This is a genomic window from Streptomyces sp. NPDC047072, assembly GCF_040643855.1.
Lineage (GTDB): Bacteria > Actinomycetota > Actinomycetes > Streptomycetales > Streptomycetaceae > Streptomyces.
The window spans coordinates 1-25,808 of the sequence record NZ_JBEYVC010000044.1; the positions used below are offsets into that span (position 1 = coordinate 1).

The 25,808-nt window shown below is 72.4% G+C and carries 28 protein-coding genes and 1 pseudogene; 14 read left to right on the plus strand and 15 right to left on the minus strand.

The features are described 5' to 3' along the window. Nucleotides 1–23 precede the first annotated feature (23 nt). Nucleotides 24–77, plus strand: a pseudogene (locus tag ABZ896_RS20495) (hypothetical protein); the annotation flags it as partial. A gap of 13 nt (nt 78–90) precedes the next feature. On the opposite strand, the gene ABZ896_RS20500 reads toward ABZ896_RS20495, so the two are convergent. Continuing rightward, complete coding sequence (locus ABZ896_RS20500) at nt 91–1,128, minus strand: histidine kinase (RefSeq protein WP_360930850.1); 1,038 nt, start codon at nt 1,126–1,128, stop codon at nt 91–93. Between the two features lie 399 nt (nt 1,129–1,527). Here ABZ896_RS20500 and ABZ896_RS20505 point away from each other — a divergent pair, with 399 nt between their 5' ends. From ABZ896_RS20505 to ABZ896_RS20520, 4 genes are all read left to right on the plus strand, one after another. Then, entirely contained in the window at nt 1,528–2,796 is a 1,269-nt protein-coding gene (locus ABZ896_RS20505; RefSeq protein WP_360930660.1) for a beta-ketoacyl-[acyl-carrier-protein] synthase family protein, read from the plus strand. Beyond that, on the plus strand, nt 2,793–4,016 hold the full coding sequence (locus ABZ896_RS20510; RefSeq protein WP_360930663.1) for a ketosynthase chain-length factor: 1,224 nt from the start codon (nt 2,793–2,795) through the stop codon (nt 4,014–4,016). Before ABZ896_RS20505 ends, ABZ896_RS20510 begins: the two co-directional genes overlap by 4 nt. 34 nt (nt 4,017–4,050) lie before the next feature. After that, nucleotides 4,051–4,308, plus strand: coding sequence for an acyl carrier protein (locus tag ABZ896_RS20515; protein ID WP_360930666.1), 258 nt, complete (start codon nt 4,051–4,053; stop codon nt 4,306–4,308). A gap of 139 nt (nt 4,309–4,447) precedes the next feature. Then, nucleotides 4,448–5,383: an aromatase/cyclase gene (locus ABZ896_RS20520; RefSeq protein ID WP_360930669.1), complete on the plus strand. Its 936-nt coding sequence runs from the start codon at nt 4,448–4,450 to the stop codon at nt 5,381–5,383. A 92-nt stretch (nt 5,384–5,475) separates the two neighbouring features. On the opposite strand, the gene ABZ896_RS20525 is transcribed toward ABZ896_RS20520, so the two are convergent. Then, nucleotides 5,476–6,579 (minus strand): acyl-CoA dehydrogenase family protein, encoded by a 1,104-nt coding sequence (locus ABZ896_RS20525; protein ID WP_360930672.1) that lies wholly within the window; start codon nt 6,577–6,579, stop codon nt 5,476–5,478. Between the two features lie 127 nt (nt 6,580–6,706). On the opposite strand from ABZ896_RS20525, the gene ABZ896_RS20530 reads away from it, so the two are divergent. Next, nucleotides 6,707–7,615, plus strand: coding sequence for an NmrA/HSCARG family protein (locus ABZ896_RS20530; RefSeq protein ID WP_360930675.1), 909 nt, complete (start codon nt 6,707–6,709; stop codon nt 7,613–7,615). 86 nt (nt 7,616–7,701) lie between these two features. On the opposite strand, the gene ABZ896_RS20535 is transcribed toward ABZ896_RS20530, so the two are convergent. The 3 genes from ABZ896_RS20535 to ABZ896_RS20545 all read right to left on the minus strand — a co-directional run bounded on the left by ABZ896_RS20535 (nt 7,702) and on the right by ABZ896_RS20545 (nt 9,939). Continuing rightward, the gene (locus ABZ896_RS20535; RefSeq protein ID WP_360930678.1) at nt 7,702–8,373 is read right to left on the minus strand and encodes a DsbA family oxidoreductase; all 672 of its coding nucleotides are present in this window, start codon (nt 8,371–8,373) and stop codon (nt 7,702–7,704) included. A 20-nt stretch (nt 8,374–8,393) separates the two neighbouring features. Beyond that, the gene (locus ABZ896_RS20540) at nt 8,394–9,161 is read right to left on the minus strand and encodes a hypothetical protein (protein ID WP_360930681.1); all 768 of its coding nucleotides are present in this window, start codon (nt 9,159–9,161) and stop codon (nt 8,394–8,396) included. A gap of 82 nt (nt 9,162–9,243) precedes the next feature. Continuing rightward, the gene (locus ABZ896_RS20545) at nt 9,244–9,939 is read right to left on the minus strand and encodes a TetR family transcriptional regulator (RefSeq protein ID WP_360930684.1); all 696 of its coding nucleotides are present in this window, start codon (nt 9,937–9,939) and stop codon (nt 9,244–9,246) included. Nucleotides 9,940–10,026: 87 nt separating this feature from the next. On the opposite strand from ABZ896_RS20545, the gene ABZ896_RS20550 reads away from it, so the two are divergent. Continuing rightward, the gene (locus ABZ896_RS20550; protein WP_360930687.1) at nt 10,027–11,535 is read left to right on the plus strand and encodes an MDR family MFS transporter; all 1,509 of its coding nucleotides are present in this window, start codon (nt 10,027–10,029) and stop codon (nt 11,533–11,535) included. Nucleotides 11,536–11,537: 2 nt separating this feature from the next. After that, nucleotides 11,538–11,936: a PPOX class F420-dependent oxidoreductase gene (locus ABZ896_RS20555; protein WP_360930690.1), complete on the plus strand. Its 399-nt coding sequence runs from the start codon at nt 11,538–11,540 to the stop codon at nt 11,934–11,936. Between the two features lie 59 nt (nt 11,937–11,995). On the opposite strand, the gene ABZ896_RS20560 is transcribed toward ABZ896_RS20555, so the two are convergent. The 4 genes from ABZ896_RS20560 to fabG are packed head-to-tail and all read right to left on the minus strand — an operon-like array spanning nt 11,996 to nt 15,452. Next, nucleotides 11,996–12,817, minus strand: coding sequence for a DUF6081 family protein (locus ABZ896_RS20560; protein ID WP_360930693.1), 822 nt, complete (start codon nt 12,815–12,817; stop codon nt 11,996–11,998). Nucleotides 12,818–12,854: 37 nt separating this feature from the next. Continuing rightward, entirely contained in the window at nt 12,855–13,877 is a 1,023-nt protein-coding gene (locus ABZ896_RS20565; RefSeq protein WP_360930696.1) for an LLM class flavin-dependent oxidoreductase, read from the minus strand. Between the two features lie 49 nt (nt 13,878–13,926). Beyond that, nucleotides 13,927–14,667 carry an SDR family oxidoreductase gene (locus ABZ896_RS20570; RefSeq protein WP_360930699.1) on the minus strand — a complete coding sequence of 247 codons (741 nt, stop codon included), beginning with the start codon at nt 14,665–14,667 and terminating at the stop codon, nt 13,927–13,929. Then, the gene (fabG, locus tag ABZ896_RS20575; RefSeq protein ID WP_360930702.1) at nt 14,667–15,452 is read right to left on the minus strand and encodes a 3-oxoacyl-ACP reductase FabG; all 786 of its coding nucleotides are present in this window, start codon (nt 15,450–15,452) and stop codon (nt 14,667–14,669) included. Before fabG ends, ABZ896_RS20570 begins: the two co-directional genes overlap by 1 nt. 179 nt (nt 15,453–15,631) lie before the next feature. On the opposite strand from fabG, the gene ABZ896_RS20580 reads away from it, so the two are divergent. Next, the gene (locus ABZ896_RS20580; RefSeq protein WP_360930705.1) at nt 15,632–16,072 is read left to right on the plus strand and encodes a nuclear transport factor 2 family protein; all 441 of its coding nucleotides are present in this window, start codon (nt 15,632–15,634) and stop codon (nt 16,070–16,072) included. A gap of 10 nt (nt 16,073–16,082) precedes the next feature. After that, on the plus strand, nt 16,083–16,787 hold the full coding sequence (locus ABZ896_RS20585; protein WP_360930708.1) for a 4'-phosphopantetheinyl transferase superfamily protein: 705 nt from the start codon (nt 16,083–16,085) through the stop codon (nt 16,785–16,787). Here ABZ896_RS20585 and ABZ896_RS20590 read toward each other — a convergent pair. After that, the gene (locus ABZ896_RS20590; RefSeq protein ID WP_360930711.1) at nt 16,770–17,576 is read right to left on the minus strand and encodes an AfsR/SARP family transcriptional regulator; all 807 of its coding nucleotides are present in this window, start codon (nt 17,574–17,576) and stop codon (nt 16,770–16,772) included. The genes ABZ896_RS20585 and ABZ896_RS20590 overlap by 18 nt on opposite strands. A 207-nt stretch (nt 17,577–17,783) precedes the next feature. On the opposite strand from ABZ896_RS20590, the gene ABZ896_RS20595 reads away from it, so the two are divergent. After that, nucleotides 17,784–18,701 (plus strand): MBL fold metallo-hydrolase, encoded by a 918-nt coding sequence (locus ABZ896_RS20595; RefSeq protein ID WP_360930714.1) that lies wholly within the window; start codon nt 17,784–17,786, stop codon nt 18,699–18,701. On the opposite strand, the gene ABZ896_RS20600 is transcribed toward ABZ896_RS20595, so the two are convergent. From ABZ896_RS20600 to ABZ896_RS20615, 4 genes are all read right to left on the minus strand, one after another. Further along, nucleotides 18,692–19,204: a flavin reductase family protein gene (locus tag ABZ896_RS20600; RefSeq protein WP_360930717.1), complete on the minus strand. Its 513-nt coding sequence runs from the start codon at nt 19,202–19,204 to the stop codon at nt 18,692–18,694. The genes ABZ896_RS20595 and ABZ896_RS20600 overlap by 10 nt on opposite strands. A 135-nt stretch (nt 19,205–19,339) precedes the next feature. Continuing rightward, nucleotides 19,340–20,362, minus strand: a complete 1,023-nt coding sequence (locus ABZ896_RS20605; protein ID WP_360930720.1) for a zinc-binding dehydrogenase — start codon at nt 20,360–20,362, stop codon at nt 19,340–19,342. A gap of 43 nt (nt 20,363–20,405) precedes the next feature. After that, on the minus strand, nt 20,406–21,842 hold the full coding sequence (locus ABZ896_RS20610; protein ID WP_360930723.1) for a carboxylesterase family protein: 1,437 nt from the start codon (nt 21,840–21,842) through the stop codon (nt 20,406–20,408). A gap of 251 nt (nt 21,843–22,093) precedes the next feature. Then, entirely contained in the window at nt 22,094–23,029 is a 936-nt protein-coding gene (locus tag ABZ896_RS20615) for an AraC family transcriptional regulator (protein WP_360930726.1), read from the minus strand. Between the two features lie 101 nt (nt 23,030–23,130). On the opposite strand from ABZ896_RS20615, the gene ABZ896_RS20620 reads away from it, so the two are divergent. Further along, nucleotides 23,131–23,526 carry an MmcQ/YjbR family DNA-binding protein gene (locus tag ABZ896_RS20620; RefSeq protein WP_360930729.1) on the plus strand — a complete coding sequence of 132 codons (396 nt, stop codon included), beginning with the start codon at nt 23,131–23,133 and terminating at the stop codon, nt 23,524–23,526. Then, nucleotides 23,523–23,702, plus strand: coding sequence for a hypothetical protein (locus tag ABZ896_RS20625; protein ID WP_360930732.1), 180 nt, complete (start codon nt 23,523–23,525; stop codon nt 23,700–23,702). The genes ABZ896_RS20620 and ABZ896_RS20625 overlap by 4 nt, the downstream gene beginning before the upstream one ends. Before the next feature lie 753 nt (nt 23,703–24,455). Here the strand turns inward: ABZ896_RS20625 and ABZ896_RS20630 are convergent. Next, complete coding sequence (locus ABZ896_RS20630) at nt 24,456–24,650, minus strand: hypothetical protein (RefSeq protein ID WP_360930735.1); 195 nt, start codon at nt 24,648–24,650, stop codon at nt 24,456–24,458. 313 nt (nt 24,651–24,963) lie between these two features. Here ABZ896_RS20630 and ABZ896_RS20635 point away from each other — a divergent pair, with 313 nt between their 5' ends. Further along, nucleotides 24,964–25,803, plus strand: coding sequence for an SDR family oxidoreductase (locus ABZ896_RS20635; protein WP_360930738.1), 840 nt, complete (start codon nt 24,964–24,966; stop codon nt 25,801–25,803). Nucleotides 25,804–25,808: the final 5 nt, after the last annotated feature.

Sequence of the window (25,808 nt, forward strand, 5' to 3'; positions counted from 1 at the left end):
GGCTGGCCGCGGAGGGCCAGACCGTGGCGGACATCGCGGACACGGTCCGGCTGTCGGTCGGCACGGTCCGCAACTACCTCGGCAACTGCCTCACGAAGCTTGGGGCACGAAGCCGTCTGGATGCGGTGCGCCTTGCCCGGCAGGCGGGCTGGCTGCCCCCGGCCGACCGGTCGACGCCGCAGCTGGACATGACACGGTGAGCAGGAACCGCCCTTCCTTGGGGGTCCACGACCGGCACTGACCGCCGAGTTCGCTCGCGCGCGCCGCCAGATTGGCGAGGCCGTGTCCGGGGGGTGCCGAGCGGCGGACGCCGTTCGCCCCGTCGTTGAGCACGGACAGCAGGACCGTGTCGCCCGTGCGCCGCAGGGCGATCGTGCAGTGGGTGGCCTCGCTGTGCCGGAGAATATTGGTCACCGATTCCCGCACCGCGGCGGCGAACAGATTCTGAATTTCACCGTGGGGAATGGCGATTTCCTCGCGGACATTAACCGTCGCACCCACGCTCTCCAGTAGCGACCGGGCATTGTCGAGTTCGCAGCGCAACGACAGGCTCCCGAATTCATGGGCCATCGAGCGCATATCGGCCAGAACCTCCCGGGTCAGGCCCAGCAGGCTCCGCAACTCCGAACGCGCCCGCTCGTTCTGGCGGCCCAGGTGGCGGTTGGCCAGCTCGCCGCGAATGGCCGCGAAAGCCAGTCGGCTCGCCAGGAGGTCGTGCATGTCGCGCCCTATCCGCAGCCGTTCGTCCTGCAGGGCGTTGCGGACGGCCTGGGCCTCCGCCCGGCGGATCCAGTCGAGCCGGCACGCGATCCGCAGCAGGGCGGCGACGGCGAGTCCGACGACCAGGGTCACGACCGGGCCGACCGCCGCTTCCGCGTACGGAACGCTGTTGACCAGGCTCACCGCGGTGTCGACCACCAGGATCGAGGCGAACGCCCCGATGCCCCGCCGCCCGCCCAGGCCGACCGCGGCGGCGCCCGCGACGAAGCCCCCCATCCCCGGCCACTGGGTGTGGAAGACCAGACAGGGCACGTAGGTCAGGACGGCCTGCAGGACCAGGGTCCACGCCGAGAACCGACGCAGCCTCCTGGCGGTCGGCGGGCTGTGCAGCGCCTGTAAACCGATCATGGCCGGAATACACAGGGCCCACGCCACGAAGGCGGCACTCCCCGCCCTGACCGTCAACATTTCAATCAAACCGTTGAGTGCAACTCCGGCTTGCAGTACGCAGACGGCACAAACCGCCACCCACACCACTGGAACACCCTTGTAGAGCCTTCCCACAGTTCCCCCCGCAGGTACGTCAACGTACGGACCTCCGTCTACAACTGATCATACGCGAACTGATGTCCGTACCGTTGCCCCGAAATGAAGAGTGCTCGATATCGCATTTGCGAGCCGCACCACCGCGCCCCATTCGCTCCCGAGCCAGCCTCGAGCGGCAACTCGGAGGGTTCCGGTGTCCACACCTGAGGGTGCGCATCGAAAGGGGTAGCGGAACATGCCGAACAGGACAGGAGCCGGGCGGTGACCCGGCGGGTGGTGATCACCGGAATCGGTGTGCGGGCACCGGGCGGCTCGGGGACCAAGGAGTTCTGGGACCTGCTGACCGCGGGGCGGACCGCCACCCGGCCGATCACCTTCTTCGACGCCTCGCCGTTCCGGTCGCGGATCGCCGGCGAGGCCGACTTCGACGCCCGGGCGGAAGGGTTCGGCCCGCGGGAGATCCGGCGGATGGACCGGGCGACACAGTTCGCCGTGGCCTGCACCAGGGACGCTGTCGCCGACAGCGGTCTCGACTTCGCGGCCCTCGATCCCCACCGGGTGGGCGTGGCGCTGGGCAGCGCCGTCGCCTCGGCCACCAGCCTGGAGAACGAGTACCTGGTGATGTCGGACTCCGGCCGCGACTGGCTGGTGGACCCCGCGCATCTGTCGCCGTACATGTTCGACTACCTCAGCCCCGGGGTGATGCCCGCCGAGATCGCCTGGGAGGTGGGGGCCGAGGGCCCGGTCACCATGGTCTCCGACGGCTGCACCTCGGGCCTGGACGCGGTCGGTTACGGCGCCCAGCTGATCCGCGAGGGCAGCGCCGACACCGTGCTCGCGGGCGCCGCCGACACACCGGTGTCGCCGATCGTCGTCGCCTGCTTCGACGCCATCAAGGCGACGACCCCGCGCAACGACGAACCGGCCACCGCCTCCCGCCCGTTCGACGGCACCCGCAACGGCTTCGTGCTGGCGGAGGGCGCGGCGATGTTCGTCCTGGAGGAGTACGAGGCGGCGCGGGCCCGCGGCGCGCACGTCTACGCGGTGATCGGCGGGTACGCGACCCGCAGCAACGCGTACCACATGACCGGTCTCAAGAAGGACGGCCGGGAGATGGCCGAGGCCATCCGCGCCTCCCTCGACGAGGCGAGGCTCGACCGGACCGCCGTGGACTACGTCAACGCCCACGGCTCCGGCACCAAGCAGAACGACCGGCACGAGACCGCCGCCTTCAAGCGGAGTCTGGGTCAGCACGCTTACGACGTCCCGGTGAGTTCCATCAAGTCGATGGTGGGGCACTCCCTGGGCGCGATCGGCTCCATCGAGATCGCCGCCTCCGCCCTCGCGATCCGGCACAACGTCGTGCCGCCCACCGCGAACCTGCACACGCCCGACCCGGAGTGCGACCTGGACTACGTGCCCCGCGTCGCCCGCGAGCAGCGCGTGGACACGGTGCTCACCGTGGGCAGCGGCTTCGGCGGCTTCCAGAGCGCCATGGTGCTGCACTCCCCGGAGGTGACCCCCGCATGAGCACCGTCCGCAGCGTCATCACCGGGATCGGTGTCCTCGCGCCCAACGGGCTGGGCACCGAGGAGTACTGGAAGGCCCTGCTCGCCGGGGAGAACGGCATCGCCGAGCTGACCCGCTTCGACACCTCCGGGCATCCGGCCCATCTGGCCGGCGAGATCCGGGACTTCGACGCGGCCGAGCATCTGCCGAGCCGGCTGCTGCCGCAGACCGACATCTCCACGCGCTACGCCGTGGTGGCCGCCGACTGGGCCCTCGCGGACGCGGGCATCGACGCCGACTCGGGCGTCGCCGACTACGACATGGGCGTGGTCACCTCCACCTCCCAGGGCGGATTCGACTTCACCCACCGGGAGTTCCGCAAGCTGTGGCACCAGGGGCCCGAGTACGTCAGCGTCTACGAGTCCTTCGCCTGGTTCTACGCGGTCAACACCGGGCAGATCTCCATCCGCAACGGCATGCGCGGCCCCAGCGCGGCCCTCGTCGGTGAGCAGGCGGGCGGTCTCGACGCCATCGGGCACGCCCGGCGCACCGTCCGGCGCGGCACCCGGATGGTGCTGAGCGGCGGGGTCGACTCGGCCTTCGACCCGTGGGGCTGGTCGGCCCAGTCGGCCGGCGGGCGGGTCAGCACGGCGGACGATCCCGGGCGCGCGTATCTGCCCTTCGACAGCGCGGCCCGCGGGCATGTCCCGGGCGAGGGCGGCGCCGTACTGATCGTCGAGGACGCCGTGTCGGCCCGGGAGCGGGGTGCGGAGCGAACGTACGGCGAGATCGCAGGCTATGCGGCCACCTTCGATCCGGCGCCGGGCTCCGGGCGGCCGCCCGGTCTGCGCCGGGCCGCCGAACTCGCCCTCGCGGACGCCGGGTTGGCACCGTCCGACATCGGCGTGGTGTTCGCGGACGCGGCCGGCATCCGCTCGCTCGACGCGGCCGAGGCCGAGGCACTGCGCGGGATCTTCGGGCCGTACGGCGTCCCGGTGACCGCGCCCAAGACGCTGACCGGCCGGATGTACGCGGGCGGCGGGCCGGCCGACGTCGTCGCGGCCCTGCTCGCCCTGCGCGACCAGGTGGTCCCGGCCACCGCCCACACCACGTCCGTACCCGAGGAGTACGGCCTCGACCTCGTCCGCGGCGAACCGCGGTCCGTCCGGGCCGGGGCCGCCCTGGTCCTCGCCCGCGGCCGGCACGGCTTCAACTCCGCCGTCGTCCTCACCCCCGCCTGAACCCCACCCACCTCATCCGAGGAGAGCACGAACCATGGCAGACATGACCATTGACGACCTGCGCGGCACGCTCATCGCCTGCGCCGGCGAGGAGGACTCCAGCGCCCTGCACGGGGACATCCTCGACGTGCCGTTCGACGAGCTCGGCTACGACTCGCTGGCTCTGATGGAGAGCGCCGCGAAGATCGAGCGTGACTACGGCATCGCCCTGCCCGAGGAGGCGGTCGCCGAGGCCGAGACCCCGCGGGCGCTGCTCCGCCTGGTGAACAGCCTGACCACCGCCGCAGCCTGACCACGGCCACCGCCCGACCACCGCCGCCTGACCACGGCCGCCCGACCGCGACCGTCCGACCCCCCGCCGGGGCCGCCCCGCCGACCGGGTGCGGCCCCGGCCTTTCGCACCGACCCGCCGCAGACGTCCAGGAGACCCCATGTCCGCTGCCCTCCCGCACCGCACCCAGCACACCCTGACCGTCGACGCGCCCGCCGAGGTCCTCTACTCCCTCGTCGCGGACGTCACCCGCTGGCCGGCCGTCTTCGAACCGACCGTGCACGTACGGCACCTGGAGCGCTCGGCGCGCGCCGCGCGGTTCGAGATCTGGGCCGAGGTGAACGGCGAGGTGGTCCAGTGGACCTCCCGCCGCGTCCTCGACCCGGAGCGCCGCTATGTCTCGTTCCGCCAGGACCACGCCAACCCGCCGGTCGCCTCGATGTCGGGCGGCTGGCTCTTCCGTGAACTGCCCGGCGGTTCCACGGAGATCGTGCTGCGGCACCGGTTCGCCGTGGTCGACGACGACCCGGCCGCGCCGGCCGCGATCACGGCGGCGCTGGACCGCAACAGCGCACGGGAGCTGGCCGCTCTCGGACGGCTGGCCGCCGGCGCCGCATCCGTGGACGACGTGGTGTTCAGCTTCTCCGACACGATCGAGCTGTCCGTCTCCGCGGCGGAGGCCTACGACTTCGTCGCCCGCGCCGATCGCTGGCCGGGGGTGCTGCCGCATGTCTCGCGGGTGGAACTCGCCGAGCCGCGGCCCCGGGTCCAGCACCTGGAGATGGACACGGTCACCGCGGACGGCTCGCGGCACACCACCCGGTCGGTGCGGATCTGCCGCGACGGGGACTGGATCGCCTACAAACAGCAGGTCACTCCCCGGCTGCTGGCCGGGCACAGCGGTCACTGGTCGTTCGAGGACGGGCCGTCGGGGTCCGTCGCCACCGCGCGGCACACCGTGGTGATCGACCCCGCCGCCGTGACCGAGGTGCTCGGCCCGGACGCGACGGCGGCCGACGCCCGCGCCTATCTCCGCGACGCGCTGGGCCGCAACAGCCGGGCCACGCTGGAGGGCGCGGCCACGGCCCGGGTGTGACACCGGCCGCGTCCTGACGGACGCCCACGACGAAGGCCGGGCGGGAACCGAGGATGCGGTTCCCGCCCGGCCTCTCGGCGTCCGACGGGTGGTCAGGCCGTCACGTGACGCGCGTACTCGGCGGCCGCCGGCTGGAGCTGGAGGACGACATGGCTGGCCGAGCTGTGCGCGTCGCGCCAGGCCCGCTGCAACGGGGAGTTCTGCTGCTGCCCCCGGGTCCCGGCGCTGCGGAAGAGGCGCTCCACGGCCGTGACCGACAGCTCGGCGGCCAGCGCGCAGTCCCGTGCCGCCCGGCCGACCTCGAAGGCGTCGGGCGCTCCCCGGTCCGCGGTCTCGGCGGCCCGGTGCAGGAGCAGTTCCGCGGCGTCGGTCTCCCCCGTCGCGCGGGCCAGCTCGACCGCCGCGGTCTCGGAGAGGGAGCCTCGTCCGGCGGCCAGCGGCAGCCAGGCGTCGGCCGCGGCGCGGGCCGCGCCCAGGACGGGCGCGGCGAAGCACAGGCCGTTGACGGCCTTCAGCGGCACCCGGTGACAGGGGTCCGCGGCGCCCTCCACCGTCCCGGCGATCAACGAGTCCCGCAGGAACGAGCGGTGGGCGGGCACCAGCGCGTCCCTCAGGACGAGGGTGTGGCTGCCGGTGCCGCGCATGCCCACGCTGTCCCAGGTGTCCTCGATCGCGTAGGCGCCGCGCTCGACGGCGAAGAACCGCGTCTCGGCACCGCCGTCCCGCGGGGCGACCGCGCACACCAGCGCCCATGCGGAGAACTCCACGAGACTCACGTACGGCCAGCGTCCGCTCACCCGCCATCCGCCGGGCACCGGCTCCGCCCGGCCGAGCGGCATCAGCGCCCCGACGAGGAGGGTGTCGGGGCCGTCCTGCCAGAGTTCGGCCCGGCCCTGCTCGGGCAAGTAGGCCGCCATACGGGGCAGATGGGCGGTGAGCGAGGCGCCCCAGGCGGCCGAGGTGCAGCCGGCGCCGACGGTGGCGACCGCGGCGACGACGTCGGTGAACAGGCCGGCCCTGCCGCCGTGGGCGAGGGGCACGAAGTGCCGGGCGAAACCGGCGGTGGTCAACGACTCCACCACCTCGGCGCGGAGCGTCCGCCGGCGCTCGGACTCGGCCGCGTGCTCCGCCGCGATCTTGGCGGTGTCCACGGCCGCGGTGGTCAGCTCGGAGGGTGCGCTCGGACGGTCCGGCATGGGGGTGTCTCCTTCGGCTCTCGCGACGTTGCCGGGCCCAGGCTCGCTGCCGGGACTCGAGTGAGACTGGAGACCGTGCGGCCAGGCTGACCTTGTCCGTTGAGGCCAGTGAGCTAAGGAAACAGCCATGTCAGCACAGTGGATACTCGTGTTCGGCGCCACGGGGAACCAGGGCGGTTCGACGGCCCGTGAGCTGCTGGCCCGGGGGTGGCCGGTGCACGCTTTCGTGCGGGACCCGGACTCGGCCGCGGCGCGGCGGCTGGCGGCGAGCGGCGCGGTACTCGTCCGGGGCGATCTGGAGGACCCCGCCTCCGTGCGGTCCGCGATGCGCGGCGCCCACGGGGTGTTCAGCGTGCAGACCCCCCTGGGTCCGGGAGGGGTGCCGGCCGAGGAGCGGCACGGCACGGTGATCGCCGACGCCGCGGCCGAGGTGGGGGTGGCGCACTTCGTGCACAGTTCGGTGGGCGGCGCCGACAACCCGGCCGGGGTGTTCTGGCGCGAGGCCAAGCTCCGGATCGAGGAGCGGGTACGGGAGCACGGGCTGCCGGCGACGTTCATCCGGCCCACCTACTTCATGGACAACTTCGCGCAGTACCCGCCGCTGCCGCGGGACGGCGAGCTGGTCTACCGGCGCGGTCTCGCCCCCGGCACACCGTTGCAGATGATCGCCTCCGAGGACATCGGCTTCTTCGCGGCGGAGGCGTTCGACGCCCCGGAGGAGTTCCTGGGGAAGGCCTGGGAGATCGCCGGCGACGAGCTGACCGGCGAGGCGATCGCCGAGGTCTTCCAGCGGCACACCGGCATCCCCACCCGCTACGAGGCGGTCCCGATGGCGGAGTTGCGTCAGGAGAGCGAGTGGCAGGCCACCGCCTACGACTGGCTCAACCGCATCGGCTACACGGCCGACGTGACCGCCCTGCGCCGGCGCAAGCCCGGTCTGCTCACGCTGGAGGCGTGGCTGAAGCGGACGGCCTGGACGCCGGCCGAGCACCACCGGGCGCCGAGCGCGGCTGGGGTGGAGCGCTCGGGGAACTGAGCACGGCTGAACACAGGGGCGGGGCCCCGCGGTCGTACCGCGGGACCCCGCTGGTCTGTCCGTTCTGGGCGGTCCGGCCGGAGGCCTCAGCGCCGCCCGACACCCCCGGCCTCGCCGGCCAGGACCTCGTCCAGCGCGCCGGCGAGATCCTCGGGGGCGGCGGTGCCCGGGACCAGGTACCGCTCGGCGATCACGATCGAGGGCACGCCGGTGACGCCCAGCGCCAGCCCGGCCTCCCGGTCCGCGTGGACGGCGGACACGAAACGGTCCCCCGCGAGCACCTCGCGCGCCTCCGCCTCCGGTACGCCGGTCTCGGCGACCAGGGAGACCAGGGTGTCGTGGTGGGCGAGGTCGCGGCCCTCGGCCCAGTACGCCCCGTACAGCCGTGTCACCGCCTGGGTGGCCAGGCCGTGCCGTGCGGCCAGGTGCACCATGCGGTGGGCGTTCATGGTCCGGCACGGGCGCACCAGGTCGGGCCGGAAGTCCAGGCCCGCCGCGGCGGCCCGGGGCGCGATCCGGGCCATGGCGGCCTCGGCGGCCTCCCGGCTGCCGTTGAACCGGGCCAGCGCGTCGAAGAGGCTGGGCACCGGCTCCCGCGGGTCGCGGTCGGGCGCGGCGGGGCCGGGCATCAGCTGGAAGCTGCGCCAGTTCACCTCGACCGAGTCCCCGGCACGGCACAGGTCCCGTGCGGTGAGCAGGTTGCGGGAGCCGTAGTAGCTGTGCGGGCAGGCGAGATCGGTCCAGATGTCGACGCGCATCGGCGCTCCTCGGGTGGGGGTCAGTAGCGGGCCAGCCGCTCCAGCAGCGGTCCGGCCTGGAGCAGGACGGCCCGTTCGGCCGGGGTGAGGCCCAGGGCTTCGACGGCCTTCATCAGATAGGCGGTGCGCACCTCGCGGCCGGCGTCCAGGGCCGCCTTGCCGGCGGGGGTGATGGCGTGGCTCCCGCCCTCCACGGCGTCGACCAGGCCGCGCGCGGCGAGCCCGTCGAGGGTCTCGCGCATGGCCTCGACGCTCACCTCGTCGTAGGCGGCCAGGTCCTCGGCCGTCTTAGGCGCCCGGTTGTTCATCAGCTGTACCAGGACGGTGAGTTCGTGCACCGCGGGCGGGTTCTCGGGGTTCTCCTTGCGCAGCCTGCTGCCCAGCTGCATGGCGCCGCGGCGGACCCAGTCGGCGGTGGTCCACAGGTCCTCGCCGGGCTCGGCGGGCCGCGGGGCTCCGATGCTGCGGTCGAGGCGGTAGCCGGTCATGGAGGGGCCGTCGACGACACCGGGAAGCTCCCGGATGGCCCGGCGCATGGCCTCCTTGTCGGGGTTGCGCTCGAAGGACTTCCGGTACGCCTCCTCGCTGGTCCACTGCGCGTAGTTGACCAGGGAGGTGCCGTCGGTGCTCAGGTGGTAGTTGGCGGAGACGAAGCCGGGGCAGTGCCGCACCCAGGCCTCCACGTCCTGGGCGAGCATCGTCACCAGGGCGCGCTGGACGGAGGCGTCCTCGGTCCTGACGGTGACGAGCGCGACGAAGCCGGCGTGCGGGGCGAGTGCGACGGTCATGGTTCCTCCCAGGGGTCGGCCGGTGCACCGCCAGGCTGGTCAGCCCGCCTCGACACCGGCTCGACGTCCGGTGGAGCCGCGATCACGGCTCGACGTCCGGGTCCTCGTCGTCGTCCGGGAGCGGCAGCGCCAGCCGGCGGATGACGCGGCGCAGCTGGCGCGCGTACTGCTCCTGGAAGGCCGGGTCGGAGACGTCCGTGCCGAAGATCCGGCGGACCAGCTGGGGCATGGTGACCGGTGCGGCCACCGCGCCGATGAGCAGCAGCACCGCGGACGCCGGGTCGATGTCCGCCGCCAGCTCCCGGCGGTCGCGGCGGGCGTAGGTGTGCGAGAGGTCCTCGCGCTCGTCGGGCTCGTCCGCCGTCAGCTCCGCGGGGTTGGTCAGGCCGCGCCACAGCCCGAGCCGCATGGGCCGCGGGTCGGCCAGCGCGTCGCGCAGATGCCGTACGACGGCCTCCTCCAGGGGGAGGTCGGGGCCGCCGAGTCCGGTCTCGCGTTCCTGCCAGGCCTTCTGCAACTCGCGGTACAGGCCGAGCTTTCCGCCGAAGTAGTAGCTGATCAGCTGTTTGTTGACGCCGGCCCGGTCGGCGATCTCCTGGACCCGCGCGCCGTCGAAGCCCTTGGCGGAGAACACGTCGAGGGCCGCGTCCAGCAGCTGCCGGCGGCTGCGCTCGGCGTCGAGCACCCGGTCCTCGGGGCGCGGAGCCCGGCGCGGGCGCCGCGGGGCCCCGTCCTGTCCGTCGGCCTTCTTCCCGTCCACATCGTCTACATCGTCCACGAGGGCATCGTAGCGCCCTTCATCCACCTGTACAGCACCTTCATCCATCTGGTTGACAGGGTCATCCTTGCGGGCAATCATGCCGTCATGTCCACTGACAGTGCCCGAACCAGCACCGGCGCGGCGCCCGCCGCCCCAACGCCCGGAAAGCTCAGCCCCGAGGTCCGCCGCATCGCCGTGGTGGTCGTGACCGGGGCGGTCGCCTCCCTGCTCGACTCGACGATCGTCAACATCGCGCTCAACGACCTCACCCATGAGCTCCACACCGGCCTGGACACCGTCCAGTGGGTCGTGACCGCGTACATGCTGGCCCTCGCCTCCGTCATCCCCGTGACCGGCTGGGCCGCCCGGCGCGTGGGCGCCCGCCGCCTCTACCTCGCCTCGATCGTGCTGTTCACGGTGGCCTCCGTGGCGTGCGGATTCGCCCAGACCAGCGGCCAGTTGATCGCCCTGCGCGCCCTCCAGGGCATCGGCGGCGGACTGACCCTGCCGGTCGGCCAGATGATCCTGGCGAGGAAGGCCGGGCCGCAGAACATGGCCCGCGTCATGAGCATCGTCGGCATCCCGATGGTGCTGACGCCGGTGGTCGGCCCCACGATCGGCGGGCTGCTGCTCGACGGGCCCGGCTGGCGCTGGATCTTCTTCGTCAACGTGCCCATCGGCCTGATCGCCGTCCTGCTGGGGCTACGGCTGCTGCCCCGCGAGCCGGCCGAGAACGCCGGCCCGCTGGACGTGACCGGCCTGGTGGCGATCTCGCTCGGCATGATCGGCCTCACCTACGGCCTGGCCGAGCTGGGCAACCAGGGGAAGTTCACCACGGCCGTCGTGGTCGCCCTCGCCGCCGGACTCGCCCTGACGGCCGCCTTCGTCCTCCACGCCCTGCGGATCAAACAGCCCCGGCGCCCCCTGCTGGACCTGCACCTCTACCGCGACAAAGCGTTCGCCGCGGCCTGCGTCGCCACCTTCGCCCTGGGCGGGGCGCTGTACGGCGGGATGATCCTGATGCCGCTCTACTACCAGGCCGTACGCCATGAGGACGCCGTGACCACCGGTCTGCTGCTGGGCCCCTCGGGGTTCGGCGCCGCGGCCGCGATGTGGCTGGCGGGGCGGACCGCCGAGCGGATCGGCGGCGGGCTCACGGCGATCATCGGCGGGGCCGTGAACATCGTCTCGACGCTGCCGTTCGTGCTGATCGGCCCGCACACCTCGTACGTCGCTCTCTGTCTCGCCCTGGTCGTGCGCGGCTTCGGCATCGGCATGTCGATGATGCCGGCGATGACCGCCGCCTACCGGGTCCTCGGCCGCAACAAGATCAACGACGCCACCCCGCAGCTCAGCATCCTGCAGCGGGTGGGCGGGTCCATGGGCACCGCGATCATCGTGGTGGTCCTGCAGAACAGCCTGGCCGACTCGGACGGCACCCCGGCCGGCCTGTCCGACTCCTTCGGGGCCGCCTTCGGATGGGTGCTGGTCGTCACGCTGGTCGCCCTGCTCGCCACCGCGGTGCTGGCGGCGATCGAACGGCCGGTGTTCGCCGCGCAGCGGGCGCAGAAGCGACAGGCGGCAGCAGAGCAAGCCACCACCGGAAAGGCCTGACCATGGCGTTCACCGAAGCCGAACTCGACTACCTCAAGACGCAGACCCTCGGCCGCCTGGCCACCGTCGCCCCCGACGGCGTACCGCAGAACAACCCCGTCGCCTTCCGCTACAACCCGGACACCGGGACGATCGACATCCAGGGCCGGGCGCTCGGCGACAGCCGCAAGTTCCGCAACGTCCAGGCCAACGAGAACGTCTCGCTGATCGTCGACGACATCGCCTCCTTCAGCCCCTGGCGGGTGCGCGCCGTCGAGATCCGCGGCCGGGCCGAGGCACTGACCGGCGCCGAGAAGCACATGGAGCACTTCAGCGGGGAGATGATCCGCATCCGCCCGACCCGGATCCTGTCCTGGGGCCTCGACCCCGGCCGGCCCGGCATCTACGCCCGGAGCGTGTGAGCACACACGAAGGTGGGGTACGACCTTCCGGTCGTACCCCACCTTCATGTTCGGCCGGCTCAACCGGTCGTGGCCACCCGCGCCCGACGGGCCAGCAGCCGTGCGCCCTGCCCCCACACCGGATCGGCGAACAGGCCGAGCCCGAGCGACAGTTGTCCCACCGTCACCCGCTCCTCGGGACCCGGTTCCGCGCGCGCCAGATGCTCGTCGGAGGCAAGCCGCAGCCCGACCCCGGAGACGGCGAACACCTCGTCGCCGTCCAGCAGCCACCGGACCCGGCCCGCCTCCGCGTCGACCGCGATGGCGAGGTCGTGCCGGGTCCGCGGGGAGCGTTCGGCGACCGGCACGGCGTACGAGAACGTGCCGTGGCCCGCGCCGGGGCGCGGCAGCCGCTCGTACAGCGCCCAGACCCGGCTGTTGGTGAGGGCGAAGTCGAAGACCATGCCGGACTCCATGTCCACGCAGATCATCGCCGCCATACCGCACTTGAGGGAGGCGTCCGGGTCGTCGAGGGCGTCGCCGTAGGGGTGCCGGTCGGTGCCGTGGAGTTCGGCGGAGAGCGCGGCCTCGGCCCGGAACTCCCCGGCGGCGGGCAGCGGGAAGCCCTTGCGGCTGTCCCCGGACTCCGGCACCGCGAAGGCGGCCCACCGCAGATGGCCCGAACCGTCATGCCCCTCGGGTGCCTGTGCGAAGGCCGGGAGCCCGGTCTCGGGGTTCTTCCCGGTGGGGACGACGGACAGGCCCTCCGGTGACGTCGTCACCACGCCGTCGCCCTCCGGGAGCCAGGACAGCGGCCGGGGTTCCCAGCGTGCGGGGGCGCCCGGGGCGTTCCACTCCCCGGTGAAGTCGTCCGCGAACAGGACGGTCTGAACAGGACTCATGTTGTCTCCTTGGAAAGGTGTCCCCGGGAACGCGTCCTCACGAGGCCGTGCCCGACAGCTCCCACGCCGCCGCGCAGCCGCGCAGGATCGCCAGCCGTCCGGCGGTCGAACTCGCCGCCGCCGAGACCATGACGCCCAGCGTGGTCACCCCGGTCTCGGCGTACTCGGCCATGCGCTCGGCGATCCGCGGCACCGGCCCGATGAGCGCGGTGCGGTCGATGAAGTCGACCGGCAGTACGGCGGCGGCCCCCGCCCGGTCACCGGCGGCCAGCCGTTCCCGCAGCTCGTCCGCGACCCGGCCGTAGCCGAGGCGGCGGGCCAGCGTGCAGTAGACGTTGCGTTCGGCGTCGCCGATGCCCATGAGGTACACGTACTGCTCGCGCAGCAGATCCGCGGCGGTGGCCGGATCGGGGCCGACGGCCGTCGGCAGACTCGGCAGCACCTCGAAGCCGGCCATGTCCCGGCCCGCCCGCTTGCGCCCGTCGGCGATCTCCGCGACCGCCTCCCTGACGGCCTCGGGGGCGGTGAACACGCCGATCCAGCCGTCGGCGATCTCACCGGCGAGCCCGAGGTTCGCCGGCCCCACCGCCGCGAGGTAGACCGGCAGGTCCGCGGGGAGCGGCCGGGTGAGCACATGGAGCGGGGCGGGGCCACCGACGGAGTAGTGGCGCCCCTCGTGGTGGACCGGGTCGCCGGACAGCGCCCGGCGCACCAGGTCCACGTACTCCCGGGTGCGGCCGAGCGGCCGGTCGGCCCCGGCGCCGTACCAGCCGCGCGCCACATCGGGGTTGGAGACGCCGAGGCCGAGCCGGAACCGGCCGCCGCTGAGCGCGTCGAGGGTCGCCGCGGTGAGCGCCGTGAGCCCCGGCGGGCGGGCCGGGATCTGCATCACGCCCGAGACCAGCTCCACCCGCTCGGTCTGTCCCGCGACGAGCCCGAGCAGGCTCGCCGCGTCGGAGCGGTATCCCTCGGGCGCGAGAACGGCCGCGTAGCCGAGCTGCTCGGCGGCGCGGGCCAGCTCGGTCGCGCCCTGGTAGGTGAGATTCACAGCGAGGCGCATGACGCCGGGCTCCTCGGGTCGTTCCGGAGGGGGAAGGCCGGACAGGTGGTCACAGCAGGTGGCAGCCGCCGTCGACGTACACGATCTGGCCGGTGGTGTACGTCGCCTCCACGAGGTGCCGTACGGCGGTGGCCACGTCCTCGGGGGTGCCGACCCGGCGCAGCGGCGCGTTCTGCCGTACGTACTCCGCGATGGGTGCGAAGAACGGCTCGCCGGCCGTCCACGGGGTCTCGATGAGGCTGGGCGCGACCGCGTTGACCCGGACGGCGGGGCCGACCGCCTTCGCCAGCAGCCGCGTCATGTGCTCGACGGCGGCCTTGCTGACGGCGTACGGGATGGAGCTGCCCGCGGTCCTGCTGCCCGCGATGGAGGAGACGTTGACGACCGCGCCGGCGCCGCTCGCGGCGAGGTGCGGCATCGCCGCGACCGTGGTCTGCCAGGTGCCGATGACGTTGAGGTCCAGGATGTCGCGCCAGACGTCGGGGCCGGCCGCCTCCAGGTCCTGGTGGGGGATGGCCCTGGTCCGGCCCGCGCTGTTCACCAGGACGTCGAGGCGGCCGTAGTGCTCCACCGCGCGGGCGACCAGCTCCCGGGCCTCGGCCCCGTCCGAGACGTCGGCCCGGACGTACACCGCGTCGGGCAGCGAGGCCGCCAGCTTCTCGCCCTCCTCCACCGAGCGCGAGGAGTTGACCACCACCCGGTGGCCGCCTTCGGCCAGCCGCCGCGCGATCGCCTCGCCGATCCCCGAGGAGGACCCGGTGACCAGGGCTACGGGTGCCGCGCCGGACATCAGTAGTTCCCCAGTCCGCCGCAGACATTGAGCGCCTGCGCGGTCACGGCCGCGGCGTCGTCGCCCACCAGGTACTCGACCATGGCCGCCACCTCGCGCGGCTCCACGTAACGGCCCATCGGCACCCGGGCGGTGATCCGGTCGAAGGTCTCCTGCTCGCTGACCCCCCAGATGCCCGCGTAGTGCTCCCGCACCCGTTCCGCCATCGGCGTCTCCACGAACCCCGGGCAGACGGCGTTGACGGTGACGCCGGTACGGGCCAGTTCGAGGCCCAGGGCCTTGGTGAAGCCGACCACGCCGTGCTTGGAGGCGGAGTAGGGCGCGGCGTGCACGACGCCCTGCTTGCCGCCGGTGGAGGCGATGTTGACGATCCGGCCGCGTCCCGACTCGAGCATCCGGCCGGTGGTCAGCACCTCCTTGGTCATCAGGAAGACGCTGGTGAGGTTGGTGGTGATGACGTCGTTCCACAGCTCGTCGGGGATCTCGGCGGTGGCGCCGCCGCCGCTGCGGCCCGCGTTGTTGACCAGGATGCCGACCGGCCCGAAGCGTTCCACCGCCGTGCGCACGAAGGCGCGGATCTGCCCGGGGTCGGCGACGTCGCAGACCACCGCGTCGGCCTCGTGGCCCTCCGCGCGCAGCTCCTTGACGGTGGCGGTCAGCCGGGCCTCGTCCCGGGCGCAGAGAAAGAGACGGGCGCCGAGTCCGGCCAGCCGCCTGGTGATCTCAAGGCCGATGCCGCTGGTCGCTCCGGTTACCAGAGCCAGCGGCGACGCGCTCGCGCTCATGTGCCCTCCGTGTGTCGTGACCGTTCGTCCGCACCGAGGGTCCGCATCGCCGGTGGAGCCGTGCTGGAGGGCTCTTGGAGCGCCTGCGGCCGCTCTCCACCTGCGCTCCAGCGGGGCGGCCGAGGATGCCTGCGTGCCGCGGCCAGGCGGTGCAGCCCCGAGGAACAGGAGGCACCCAGATGCCCGAGAGCAACGTCGTACCCGCCGTACCCGACGGGGTCCTCGTCCGGGTCCAGCACTTCTACGCGCACCAGATGCAGGCGCTGGACGCCGGCCGGTTCGAGGACTACGCGGCGACCTTCACCAAGGACGGGATCTTCCAGCACACGCCGAACGCGGACCCGGCGGTCGGCCGGGACGGGATCGTCGCCGAACTCCACGCGTTCCACCGGCGGTTCGACGGCGACCCGGTGCGTCGCCGGCACTGGTTCGACCACATCGCCCTCACCCCGCAGGACGACGGGTCCTTCCACGCCACGGTGTACGCGCTGGTGGTGACGGTACGGCCGGGCGGGAAGCCGGAGATCGCACCGAGCTGCCTGGTCCACGACGTGCTGGTGGTCGAGGACGACTCCGTGCTCACCAGGTCCCGGCGGGTCGAGCACGACCAGATGTTCTGAGGCGGTCGCCGTGGTCCCCTACCGGTCCGTCGCGCCCGAGGGCCCCTGGGCCCCGGTGCGCTCCGCCTGGCACGAGTCCGGCCGCGTCGTGGTGTACGGCGCGGCGGACGCCTGGGCGTCGACCGGACCGGAGGGGCTGCCGGCCGCGGACCTCGCCCGCCATGCGGCCCTGCACACCCCGGCCGCGCGCCGGACCCATCTGGCCTCACGCCTGCTGGCGCGCCGCACGCTCGGCGTGCTCCTCGGCGTCCCCTGGCGCGAGGTGCGGATCACCCGTACCTCGCTGGGCGCCCCGGTGCTGCCGGACCTGCCGGGTATACGGATCGGCATCAGTCATACGAGGCAGCTGGTCACCGTCGGAGTGAGCCGCTGCGGCCCGCTGGGCGTGGACGCCGAGCGGGCATGTCGCGCCGTCCGTCCCGAACTGGCCGGGCGGATCTGCACCCCCGCGGAACTGGCCGCCGTCGCCGCGCTGGAGGAGCACGAGCGGTCCGAGAACCTGCTCCGGCTGTGGACCCTGAAAGAGGCGTACGTCAAGGCGCTGGGCACGGGGTTGCGGGTGCCGGTGCGCGGCTTCGGGTTCGCCGGCTTCGACGGACCGCACCCCGACGGCCCGGGCGGCTGGTCGTTCACCACCCGGGCCGTACGGATCGGCCCCGACCGCGCTCCCTATCTGGTCAGCGCGGCGGCCGCGGTGTCAGCCGGCGCGCCGTAGGGCCACTCCCGGCCGTGCCTCCAGAGCGGGGTCCCCGTCGAGGACCGCGCGGTGCAGCCGTTGCAGCCGGGGCGTGGGCTCCACGCCCAGCTCCGAACTCAGCCTGGCGCGCAGCGTGCGGAACTCCTCCAGCGCGCGCCACGGGCTGCCCGCCCGGTACAGCGCCGTCATCAGCTGGGCGCACAGGTTCTCGTTCAGCGGGTGACGGGCCGTCAGCATGCGCAGCTCGGCGACGAGCGAGGTGTGCCGGCCGAGCAGCAGATCCGCCTCGATGCGCTGCTCAAGGGCGGTCACCCGGGCCTCTTCCATGCCGATGACCTCGAGTTCGAGCACCCTTCCGGTCGGTACGTCGGTGAGCGCGGGGCCGCGCCACAGCGCCAGGGCCGTGCCGAGCAGGGAGGAGGCGGCCTGTGCGTCGCCCGCCTCCAGGGCCCGGGTGCCGCGTGTCAGCAGGTCCTGGAACTCGGCCAGGTCGTGCACCTCGTGCGGCGGGACGAGCCGGTAGCCGCCGTAGGACGTGGCCAGCACGTCCTTGGGCGATATCCCCGGATCGTCCCCCAGGGCCTCTCGTATCTTCCGTCGCAGCTGCAGGATGTACGTCTGCAGGGTGGTCGCGGCGCTGCGCGGTACCGCGTCCCCCCACACCTCCTCGATCAGGGTGTCGACCGGAACGGTCCGTCCGGGCCGGAGTGCCAGCGTGGCAAGGATCTGCCTCGGCTTGCCGGCCGTGGGGACAACGGACCTGCCGTTGTAGTCCACGGTGAGCGGACCCAGAACCCGCGTCTTCACAGGGTTTCTCCGTTCTGTGCCGGTGGGGAGGCCTACCCCCGCAGCATGGCACTGAGTGCCAGCCGCGCCCCAGGGCGTTGAACACGAGTTCGCCTGTGTAGTTCGCCGGGCGGGGATGTGCGTTTCACATGTCCCGCTCTCTCAAGCGGGCCTCCATCTGCTGAGCCGACGATGCGTGATGTCCAGGATCGCCACGAGGGAGCCCAGATGACCGTAGGACTCGAACGACTCGCCCCATGTCTGGACGAGGTCGCCGACGGGGTGTTCGCCTATCTGCAGCCGGACGGGGGCTGGTGTGTGAACAACGCCGGCCTGATCGTCTCGGACGGCCGGGCCGCGCTGGTGGACACCGCGGCCACCGAGGCCCGCGCGCGGGCGCTGCGCGAAGCGGTGCTCCAGGTGGCGGCCGCCCCGCCGCGCACCCTCGTCAACACCCACTCCCACGGGGACCACACGTTCGGCAACTTCGTCTTCCCGGAGGCCGTCGTGGTCGGCCACGAGCGGACCCGCGCCGAGATGGACGCGGTCGGCCTGCACCTCACCGGGCTGTGGCCGGAGGTGTGCTGGGGCGAGGTGGAGGTCGTCCTGCCCGAGGTGACGTTCCGGGACCGGCTGACCCTGCACATCGGCGGGACGACCGCGGAACTGCTGTGCCTCGGCCCGGCGCACACCGCCGCCGACACCGTGGTCTGGCTGCCCGGGGAGCGCGTGCTGTTCACCGGGGACCTGGTGATGTCCGGGGTCACCCCGTTCTGCCCGATGGGATCGGTGGCCGGCTGTCTGGAGGCCATCGCCGTCCTGCGCTCGCTCGGCCCCCGGACGGTGGTCACCGGCCACGGTCCGGTGGCCGGTCCCGAGGTGCTCGACGCGGCCGAGGGCTATCTCCGTCTGGTCCGGCGGCTCGCCCGGGAGGGCATCGCGGCCGGGCTCGCGCCACTGGAGGTCGCCCGGGAGGCCGACCTCGGCCCGTACGGCGACTGGCTCGACACCGAACGGCTGGTGCCCAACCTGCACCGGGCGTACGCCGAGGAACGCGGCCAGGCCGTCGGGGACGCCGCCGACATGCCCGCCCTCTTCGCCGAGATGGTGGAGTTCCACGGCGGACTCCCGGCCTGTCACGCCTGAACCGCCTTCTCGGCGAGGCCGTCCCAGGCCCGGAAAGCCCCCCGCTGGTAGAGCACGGGCCGGCGGGGGTGCACCCGTACCGCCTCCATCCGGGCGATCAGCAGCTGGTGGTCGCCCGTCTCCACCGCGCGCTCCAAGGTGCACTCGGCATACGCGAGTACACCCTTCTCCAGGACCGGCACGTCCCCGGACGCCTCGCCGGGCAGCCAGGACAGCCCGGCGAACTTGTCCACGGCCCGGCTCGCGAAGACCTGGGCCGTCTCCTCGCCGTCGTCCGCGAGCAGGTGCACGACGAAGGCCCGTCGCGCCAGCAGGGACGGAAGGGTACGGGAGGTGCGGTCCACCGAGATCAGCAGCGACGCCGGCCGGGGCGAGATCGCCGCGAACGCGTTGCAGGTGAACCCCTGGGGCCGCCCCTCGGTATCCACGGTGGTCACCACCGCCACCGCCGTCGGTATCGATCCGAAGAACTCCCGGAACTCCGCAGGATCCAGCCGAGTCATACCGCCTCCGCACCAGCCGTGTGGCGGCCGGGCCGCTCCCGGCCGTCCCCCAGAGCCTCACGCCAGGCAATGGAGGTGCGCTGGAGATGCACTCGGGTTCCCCCGAGCGCCCCGCCCGCCGGCCGTCGGGCGGGGTCAGTCGTCCAGGACGACGACGTGCTTGCCCGGTGTGGTGCCGGACTCGACGTCGGCCTGGGCGGCACGGACCTGTTCCAGGCCGTGGTAGACCTTCGCGACCGGGACGTTGAGGCGTCCCGCGGCGATGGCGTCGAGCTGGTGGGCGAGGACGTCGGCCGGGAGGTCGGCGGCCTGACCGCCGTAGGACGTCAGCCGCACCCCGCCCGGGATCATGAACGGGGAGAAGTCGGGGATCGTCCACTGGCCCGCCAGGGCTCCGGTGAAGCAGACCGTGCCGTGGCGGCGGACGGTGCGGAGGGTGTCGGCGAGGACCGAGCAGCCCACCAGCTCCAGTGCGGCGTCGACACCGTCCGGCAGCAGCTCGCGCACCTGGTCGGCGATCGTCCCGTCGTCGACGAGGGGGTGGTCGACGCCCGCGGTCCGCAGTTCCCCTGCCCGCTCCTGGCTGCGGGTGGTGGACAGCACGGTGGCTCCGAGGTCCTTCGCGATCGTGGCCGCGCTCAGTCCGACCGTGGAGGTGCCGCCGCGGATCAGCAGCGTCTGCCCGGGCTTGAGGTCCAGGCCGGTGGTCAGCGACCCGTAGGCGGTCTGGAACATCTCCGGCAGCGCACCGACGACATCCCACGGCAGCCCGGTCTCGAAGGGGATGACCTGTGCCGCGGGGACGCTCACGTACTGGGCGTACGCGCCGTCGTACGAGCGACCCATGCCGCCCATCATCGTGGCCACCCGCTGTCCCGGCCGCAGCCCGCTGTCCTCGTCGGCCTCCTCCACCACGCCGACGCCCTCGATGCCGGGGATGCGCGGGTAGGAGACCTCCGCGTCCGACTCCCCCTTGCGGGTGGTGACCTCGGACTCGTTGACGCCGAACGCCTTCACCCTGATCCGCACCCAGCCGGGCTTGCGGACGGGCACCGGGACGTCCTTGATCTCCAGTGCGTCCAGGCCGCCGGGCCGGGTGACGACGACGGCCCGCATCGTCGCCGGTGCGGCGTGGTCGGCCGCTGTCGGTCGGCTCATGTCGAGTGCCTCATTCTGTTCGCCCCCCTTGGTGCGCTGTTCCTCACGGGCGGTCGATGCCTTCCCACAGGTCAAGGACCTGCTGGTAGTGGGCGGTGCCGTCGAAGGGAGAGTCGCCGACGGTTTCCGAAGTGGGCTTGTCCGTGACGGCGGGCCACAGGCGGGCGTGCTCGCCGGTGGCGAAGTCGAGCACGATGTCGCGGATACGGGTGTCGCGCTCGGCCTGTTCGGCGCTGCGGCCCGGCTTGTCCTGGCCGACCAGGGCGTACATCTCGGTGCCGTGCACGGCGGGCGCGCCCTCGGCGGGGCCGATCAGGAGGAGGTGGGCGTTGCCGCCCGCCGCGGCGTGGACCAGGGCGCCGCGGGCTGCGGGGAGCCCGAAGATGTAGTCCGACAGGAGCGCGGCGCGGACCTCGGCAGGGGTGCGGCCGCCCTGGTCGTAGGCGTCGACGATCTTCTTGGCGCGGGAGCGGGGAATGCGCCACCCGGCGACCTCGTCGACGATGCGGTCGACGGTGTGCGGGTCGAACCGGTCGAGGTCGTTCGCCACCCACCAGCCCATGTCGTCACTGGCCATGCTCAGCAGCACGTCGACATCACGGTGTGTGCCCGAGGCGAGGACATCCATGGGGTGGGCGTGCAGCACCGCGCCGGGCTGCCGGGTGTCCAGGACGACGCCGAGGCTCTTGCTGTCCGTCCCGCCCCGTTCTCCGAGGTCCGTCGGGGTGACCCTGTGCAGGGCGGCCACCAGGGAGGCCGTGTCCAGGTCGAGCAGCTTCTCGGGGTTGTCCGCGACGCCGAGTTCGGTGACGAACCGGTGCGCGAGTTCCTCGGCCCACCAGGCCGGCTGGAGCCGCGAGGGCCCGGCGGAGAACCCGGCCAGCCGCCGGTACAGGCCGTCGGCGGAGGCGGCGCCGAGCAGCCCGAAGGCGGAATAGGCGCCGCCGCTGTGGCCGTACACGGTGACGTCGTCGGGGTCGCCGCCGAAGTGGGCGATGTTCCGCCTGATCCAGGTCAGCGCGGCGATGACGTCCTGCAGACAGAGGTTGCTCGCCTCGGCGAGCCGCCCGCCGTACTGCGACAGCGAGAGCGCGCCCAGGGCGCCGAGCCGGTAATTGACGGACACGCCCACCACGCGCCCCGTCGCGGCGAGAGGGGCGGCGTTCGAGGTGATCTGCGTGTTCGCGCCGTACTCGAATCCGCCGCCGTGGATGTACACGGTCACGGGGAGCGCCTTGCCGGCCGGCTGCTCGGGGGCCCACACGTTCAGGTTCAGGCAGTCCTCGCCCGTCCCGCTGTCCGCTTCGAGCCAGTCACCGCTGTCGGGCTGGACGGAGACGACGCCCTTGCGGTCGTAGGGGAGGCTCGGATCGAAGTCCGCGACCACGGGGCGGCGGTACCGCTCGGCGGTGGCGTACGGGATCCCCCACCAGGACCGCACGCCTGGTGCGGTCGGGGCCTTGGGAGCGGTGGCGGTCATGGCGTGTCCTTCCGGCGCGGTTCGGGCGTTCGCGCGGTGCATCGGCGGCTGGGTGCTCGCGGTGACGTCTCCCATCGTTGCCCGGGATCCGGCATAACGCCCGGTGGGCAGCGGTCATCCGGTGGTCGGCAGGTGACACTTCCTTGCGGCGGAGGGCGGGTGGCGTACGGCGTGCGCGGCGGGCCCCGGCGAGGTTGGTCGGTCCGCGGACGGTCAGAGGTCCGTCAACCGTCGCCGTCGCCGCGCTCCGCTCACGGGTGGGTCGTGGTGTCGCGGACCGCGAAGGCGGCCGGGGTGAGACCGGTGCGGTCGCGGAAGAAGCGGCCGAAGTTCGCGGGATCGGTGAAGCCGAGGTGGACGGCGACGGCCCGGGCGTCCCACCCGGCGCCTCCCAGCAGGCGCCGGGCCTCCAGGAGGCGCCGCTCGTCGATGAGTTCCCGCACCCCCTTGCCGGTGGCGTCCCGGGCGGCGCGGCTGAGGGTGCGGACCGAGCAGCCGAGCAGCTCGGCGTAGTCCGCGGCCTGGTGCAGCTCACGGAAGTGCAGTTCCAAGGCGTCCAGGAAGCGTCCGTACCTGTCGGGACGGCTCGTGCCCGCCGTGGCCGTACCGAGGGGGACGACGCCTGGAGAGTTGGCCAGGCGCAACAGCAGCGATTCGAGCAGGCTGCGGCGCAGGGCGTGGTGGACGTCGAGGGGGCGGCGCCCGAGGGCCCGGTGTTCGTCCAGGAGTTGGAGTGCGGTCTGCTGGAGCCAGACGGTGTCGTCGGGGTGCGGGCTGAGCACCGCGGGGGCCTCGTGCGCGGTGAGCGGGGCCAGGAGACGGGCGAGGTCGGGCCGCAGTACGTCGGGTTCGAACAGGATGAAGGTGCCGCGGGCCGCGCCGGGCGGATGCCAGCACTGCGCGTGCCCGGGACGCACCCACAGCCACTGGCCGGGGCCGACGGTCCGCGTGACGTGGTCGACGTCGTGCAGCAGCTCACCCTCGGTGACCGCTATGAGGTAGTGGAAGGTGGCACGGCCCGGACGGGGCGGGTTCCACGGCCAGTCGTCGTGCTGGGCGAAGAAGTCCTCGACGGTGCTCACCTCAAGGCCGTAGGGAGTACCGACCGGCGGCTGGAAACCGTACAGCGGAACCGCCGTTGATCCCGCCTGCCTGCTGAGCCCGGAGTGTCGCTTGTCGACCATCACGTGTCCGCAGCCTACCCCCTGTGCGGTCGGCTCCGACGGAAGGATGGGACCCGCCGCCGCGCCCGCGCGGCGCGCCCACCCCCCGGAGAGGTTCACCACCCATGAACGGACCGACCCTGCACAAGACCGCCGCCGACTGCGCGGAGGAACTTCCCGGAGCACAGCTGGAGCAGCCCTTCGGCCCTGACTGGGAGGTCTACAAGGTGCGCGGCAAGGTGTTCATGCTGATGACCGAGGTCCCGGGGCGCCCCGTCGTGATCCTCAAGGCGGACCCGGACGAGGCCCACGCCCTGCGGGAGCAGTACCGCCACATCACCCCCGGCTACCACATGAACAAGAAGCACTGGATCACCTTGGAGGGCGGGGAAGGCGTCGACAAGAAGCTCGTCAGGGAACTCGTCACCGACTCCTACCTGCTCGTCGTCGCCCGACTCCCCCGGGCCGAGCGGCCGGTCGACCCGCACACCTACGGCACCGGCACGCGGGCGCCCCGATGAGCACGGCCGGCGACCGGCTCCAGGACACCGCCCGCCGGGCGGCCCTGGCGATGCCCGACGTCAGCCACGGATACCCGTTCACCCCGCGACTCGACGTGTACAAGGTCGCGCGTCGCCGGGCCTTCCCCGATGCCGTATGTCGTGTCACCCATGCCCCGAGTGTGTCAAACGAGTAGGAAAAGTGCCACGCCCGAACCCGCACAGCACCCCAGAGTCGCGAAGAAGACCGATCCCAGCACGGAAAAAACCAAGGCCCGACCCCGAAGAGTCGGACCCTCTCTGACCTGCATGTTTGCCAGATGAGCGACGTGGTGGTGTGTCAACCGCTACACGTTGAAGCGGAACTCCATCACAAGGCTCTGACCTGCGGAAATGCGGGCACATCCCAGCACCATCCCAGCACGGGATCCGCGACAAAGTGCAAGAAGGCCCAAGGTCGCCAACGCTACCCGGCAGCGCCCGAACGTGCCTGAAGTCTGCGGAACTTCTACACACGCCACATCAGGCTCGTGCTACCGCGCCGAACCTCGCAGAGCAGCACAGCGCCCGCGCTCGCTCGCGGTCTTCCAAGACGCCGACGGCCAGCTCCGCCGCCTGGCCGCCGTCCAGAATGTACGTCCAGACCTCGGGGCCCGCGCGAGCATCCACCGATCCCGCATCCCCCCACGGTTTGGTGGGACATAGCCAGAAGCTTCTGTGTTGTCGCAGGTCAGCCTGCATAGCTCAGCGGATGGAGCAGGCGCCTTCTAATTAGAGCGCCCACGCGTCAGCAAGTCGCACTTTCTGAAGTAGGGGCGCATCTCGACCTGGTTCACGGTCGGAGCGACGCCTGAACACGTCCTCCTCATACAACGCTCCACCCCCGGTGAGCGGCCACGAGCTGTCGTGCACCGGCTGGTGCAGGCGCAGCAGGTCGAGTTGACCGACGCCTAGCTTGCGGGTGCTCCTCTCGAGCGCGTGCAACGTCTCGTCGAACCCGTGGTCGGTGTCCCAGAACTTCGTCCCGATGCCACCTCGCCCAGGTCCATTCCGGAGCGTCGCAGTCCTTCGCCGACCTCCCGTTCGTCGGAATAGGCCGCGGCAGTGTCGATGTGCCGGTAGCCGGTGCGCAGGGCCGTCTCCACCGCTGCAGCCGTCTGCTCCGCGGGCCTCTGGAAACTCCGAGGCCGAGCTGCGGATCAGCCATGTTCTCCAGCCTGTGGGCCGAGGACCCGCCTGCCAGCCAAGAGGGGGGCCCTGTCACTCCCCCGAACGACACTCCCCGGCACCACACAGCCTGCCACCTTGACCACCATTCCCGCAGGCTGGACTCGTGCGGTGGCGGCGACCTTTCGATCCGGCTTCTTGTCTTCGCTACCGATTCCGTGACTTGCAGGGATTCGCATCGGCCGTGGCCTGCGGTGAACGGTGAGGACGTCGAGAGAAAGGGCAGGAAACATGAGCGAGGAAACGAAGGAAGTCGTCGTTGTCATTGGCTCCGGCAGCATCGGCCTCGCCATCGCCCGCCACGTCGGCGCGGGCCGCACCGTGCTGCTGGCCGACTACAGCGAGAAAGCGGCCGAGGCCGCCGCCGACCGGCTGCGGGGCGAAGGGCACGACGTCACGACCCGGGTCACCGACGTCTCCGACCACGACGCGGTCGAGGCACTGGCCGACGCGGCCGCCGCCCTCGGCCCGGTCGCCCAGGTCATCCACACCGCCGGTGTTTCCCCCACTCAGGCGAGCATCGAGCGGATCCTGCACGTCGACCTGGTGGGCACCGCGATGGTCCTGGACGCGTTCGCCCGCGTCATCGCACCCGGTGGCGCCGGCATCGTGATCGCCAGCATGGCCGGGCACCGCGAGAGCCCTTACGCGCCCGAGATCGAGCACGCGCTCGCAACCACCGAGACCTCGAAACTGCTGGAACTGCCCTTCCTGCAAGCCGATCAGGTCGGCACCACCGTCCACGCCTACGCGCTGTCCAAGCGGGCCAACTCGCTGCGCGTGCAGACCGCCGCGGTCGCGTGGGGCAGGCGGGGCGGCCGTATCAACGCCGTCAGCCCGGGCGTCATCATCACGCCCCTCGCCCTGGACGAGCTGTCCGGGCCCCGCAAGGAGTGGTTCGAGCAGGTGCGGAAGGTGTCGGCGGCCGGCCGTTTCGGCACGCCCGACGAGGTCGCGGACGCGGCCGCCTTCCTCCTCGGCCGCCAGGCCGGCTTCATCACCGGCGCCGATCTCCTCATGGACGGCGGCGTGACCGCTGCCCTGCGTACCGGCGAACTGACCATCCCCTGAAGGCA

Coding starts and splice junctions, on each gene's coding strand:
- ABZ896_RS20500 (WP_360930850.1), bottom strand. CDS start 1,128: ATGATCGGTTTACAGGCGCTGCACAGCCCGCCGACCGCCAGGAGGCTG.
- ABZ896_RS20510 (WP_360930663.1), top strand. CDS start 2,793: ATGAGCACCGTCCGCAGCGTCATCACCGGGATCGGTGTCCTCGCGCCC.
- ABZ896_RS20515 (WP_360930666.1), top strand. CDS start 4,051: ATGGCAGACATGACCATTGACGACCTGCGCGGCACGCTCATCGCCTGC.
- ABZ896_RS20520 (WP_360930669.1), top strand. CDS start 4,448: ATGTCCGCTGCCCTCCCGCACCGCACCCAGCACACCCTGACCGTCGAC.
- ABZ896_RS20525 (WP_360930672.1), bottom strand. CDS start 6,579: ATGCCGGACCGTCCGAGCGCACCCTCCGAGCTGACCACCGCGGCCGTG.
- ABZ896_RS20530 (WP_360930675.1), top strand. CDS start 6,707: ATGTCAGCACAGTGGATACTCGTGTTCGGCGCCACGGGGAACCAGGGC.
- ABZ896_RS20535 (WP_360930678.1), bottom strand. CDS start 8,373: ATGCGCGTCGACATCTGGACCGATCTCGCCTGCCCGCACAGCTACTAC.
- ABZ896_RS20540 (WP_360930681.1), bottom strand. CDS start 9,161: ATGACCGTCGCACTCGCCCCGCACGCCGGCTTCGTCGCGCTCGTCACC.
- ABZ896_RS20550 (WP_360930687.1), top strand. CDS start 10,027: ATGTCCACTGACAGTGCCCGAACCAGCACCGGCGCGGCGCCCGCCGCC.
- ABZ896_RS20555 (WP_360930690.1), top strand. CDS start 11,538: ATGGCGTTCACCGAAGCCGAACTCGACTACCTCAAGACGCAGACCCTC.
- ABZ896_RS20560 (WP_360930693.1), bottom strand. CDS start 12,817: ATGAGTCCTGTTCAGACCGTCCTGTTCGCGGACGACTTCACCGGGGAG.
- ABZ896_RS20565 (WP_360930696.1), bottom strand. CDS start 13,877: ATGCGCCTCGCTGTGAATCTCACCTACCAGGGCGCGACCGAGCTGGCC.
- ABZ896_RS20570 (WP_360930699.1), bottom strand. CDS start 14,667: ATGTCCGGCGCGGCACCCGTAGCCCTGGTCACCGGGTCCTCCTCGGGG.
- fabG (WP_360930702.1), bottom strand. CDS start 15,452: ATGAGCGCGAGCGCGTCGCCGCTGGCTCTGGTAACCGGAGCGACCAGC.
- ABZ896_RS20580 (WP_360930705.1), top strand. CDS start 15,632: ATGCCCGAGAGCAACGTCGTACCCGCCGTACCCGACGGGGTCCTCGTC.
- ABZ896_RS20595 (WP_360930714.1), top strand. CDS start 17,784: ATGACCGTAGGACTCGAACGACTCGCCCCATGTCTGGACGAGGTCGCC.
- ABZ896_RS20600 (WP_360930717.1), bottom strand. CDS start 19,204: ATGACTCGGCTGGATCCTGCGGAGTTCCGGGAGTTCTTCGGATCGATA.
- ABZ896_RS20605 (WP_360930720.1), bottom strand. CDS start 20,362: ATGAGCCGACCGACAGCGGCCGACCACGCCGCACCGGCGACGATGCGG.
- ABZ896_RS20610 (WP_360930723.1), bottom strand. CDS start 21,842: ATGACCGCCACCGCTCCCAAGGCCCCGACCGCACCAGGCGTGCGGTCC.
- ABZ896_RS20620 (WP_360930729.1), top strand. CDS start 23,131: ATGAACGGACCGACCCTGCACAAGACCGCCGCCGACTGCGCGGAGGAA.
- ABZ896_RS20625 (WP_360930732.1), top strand. CDS start 23,523: ATGAGCACGGCCGGCGACCGGCTCCAGGACACCGCCCGCCGGGCGGCC.
- ABZ896_RS20635 (WP_360930738.1), top strand. CDS start 24,964: ATGAGCGAGGAAACGAAGGAAGTCGTCGTTGTCATTGGCTCCGGCAGC.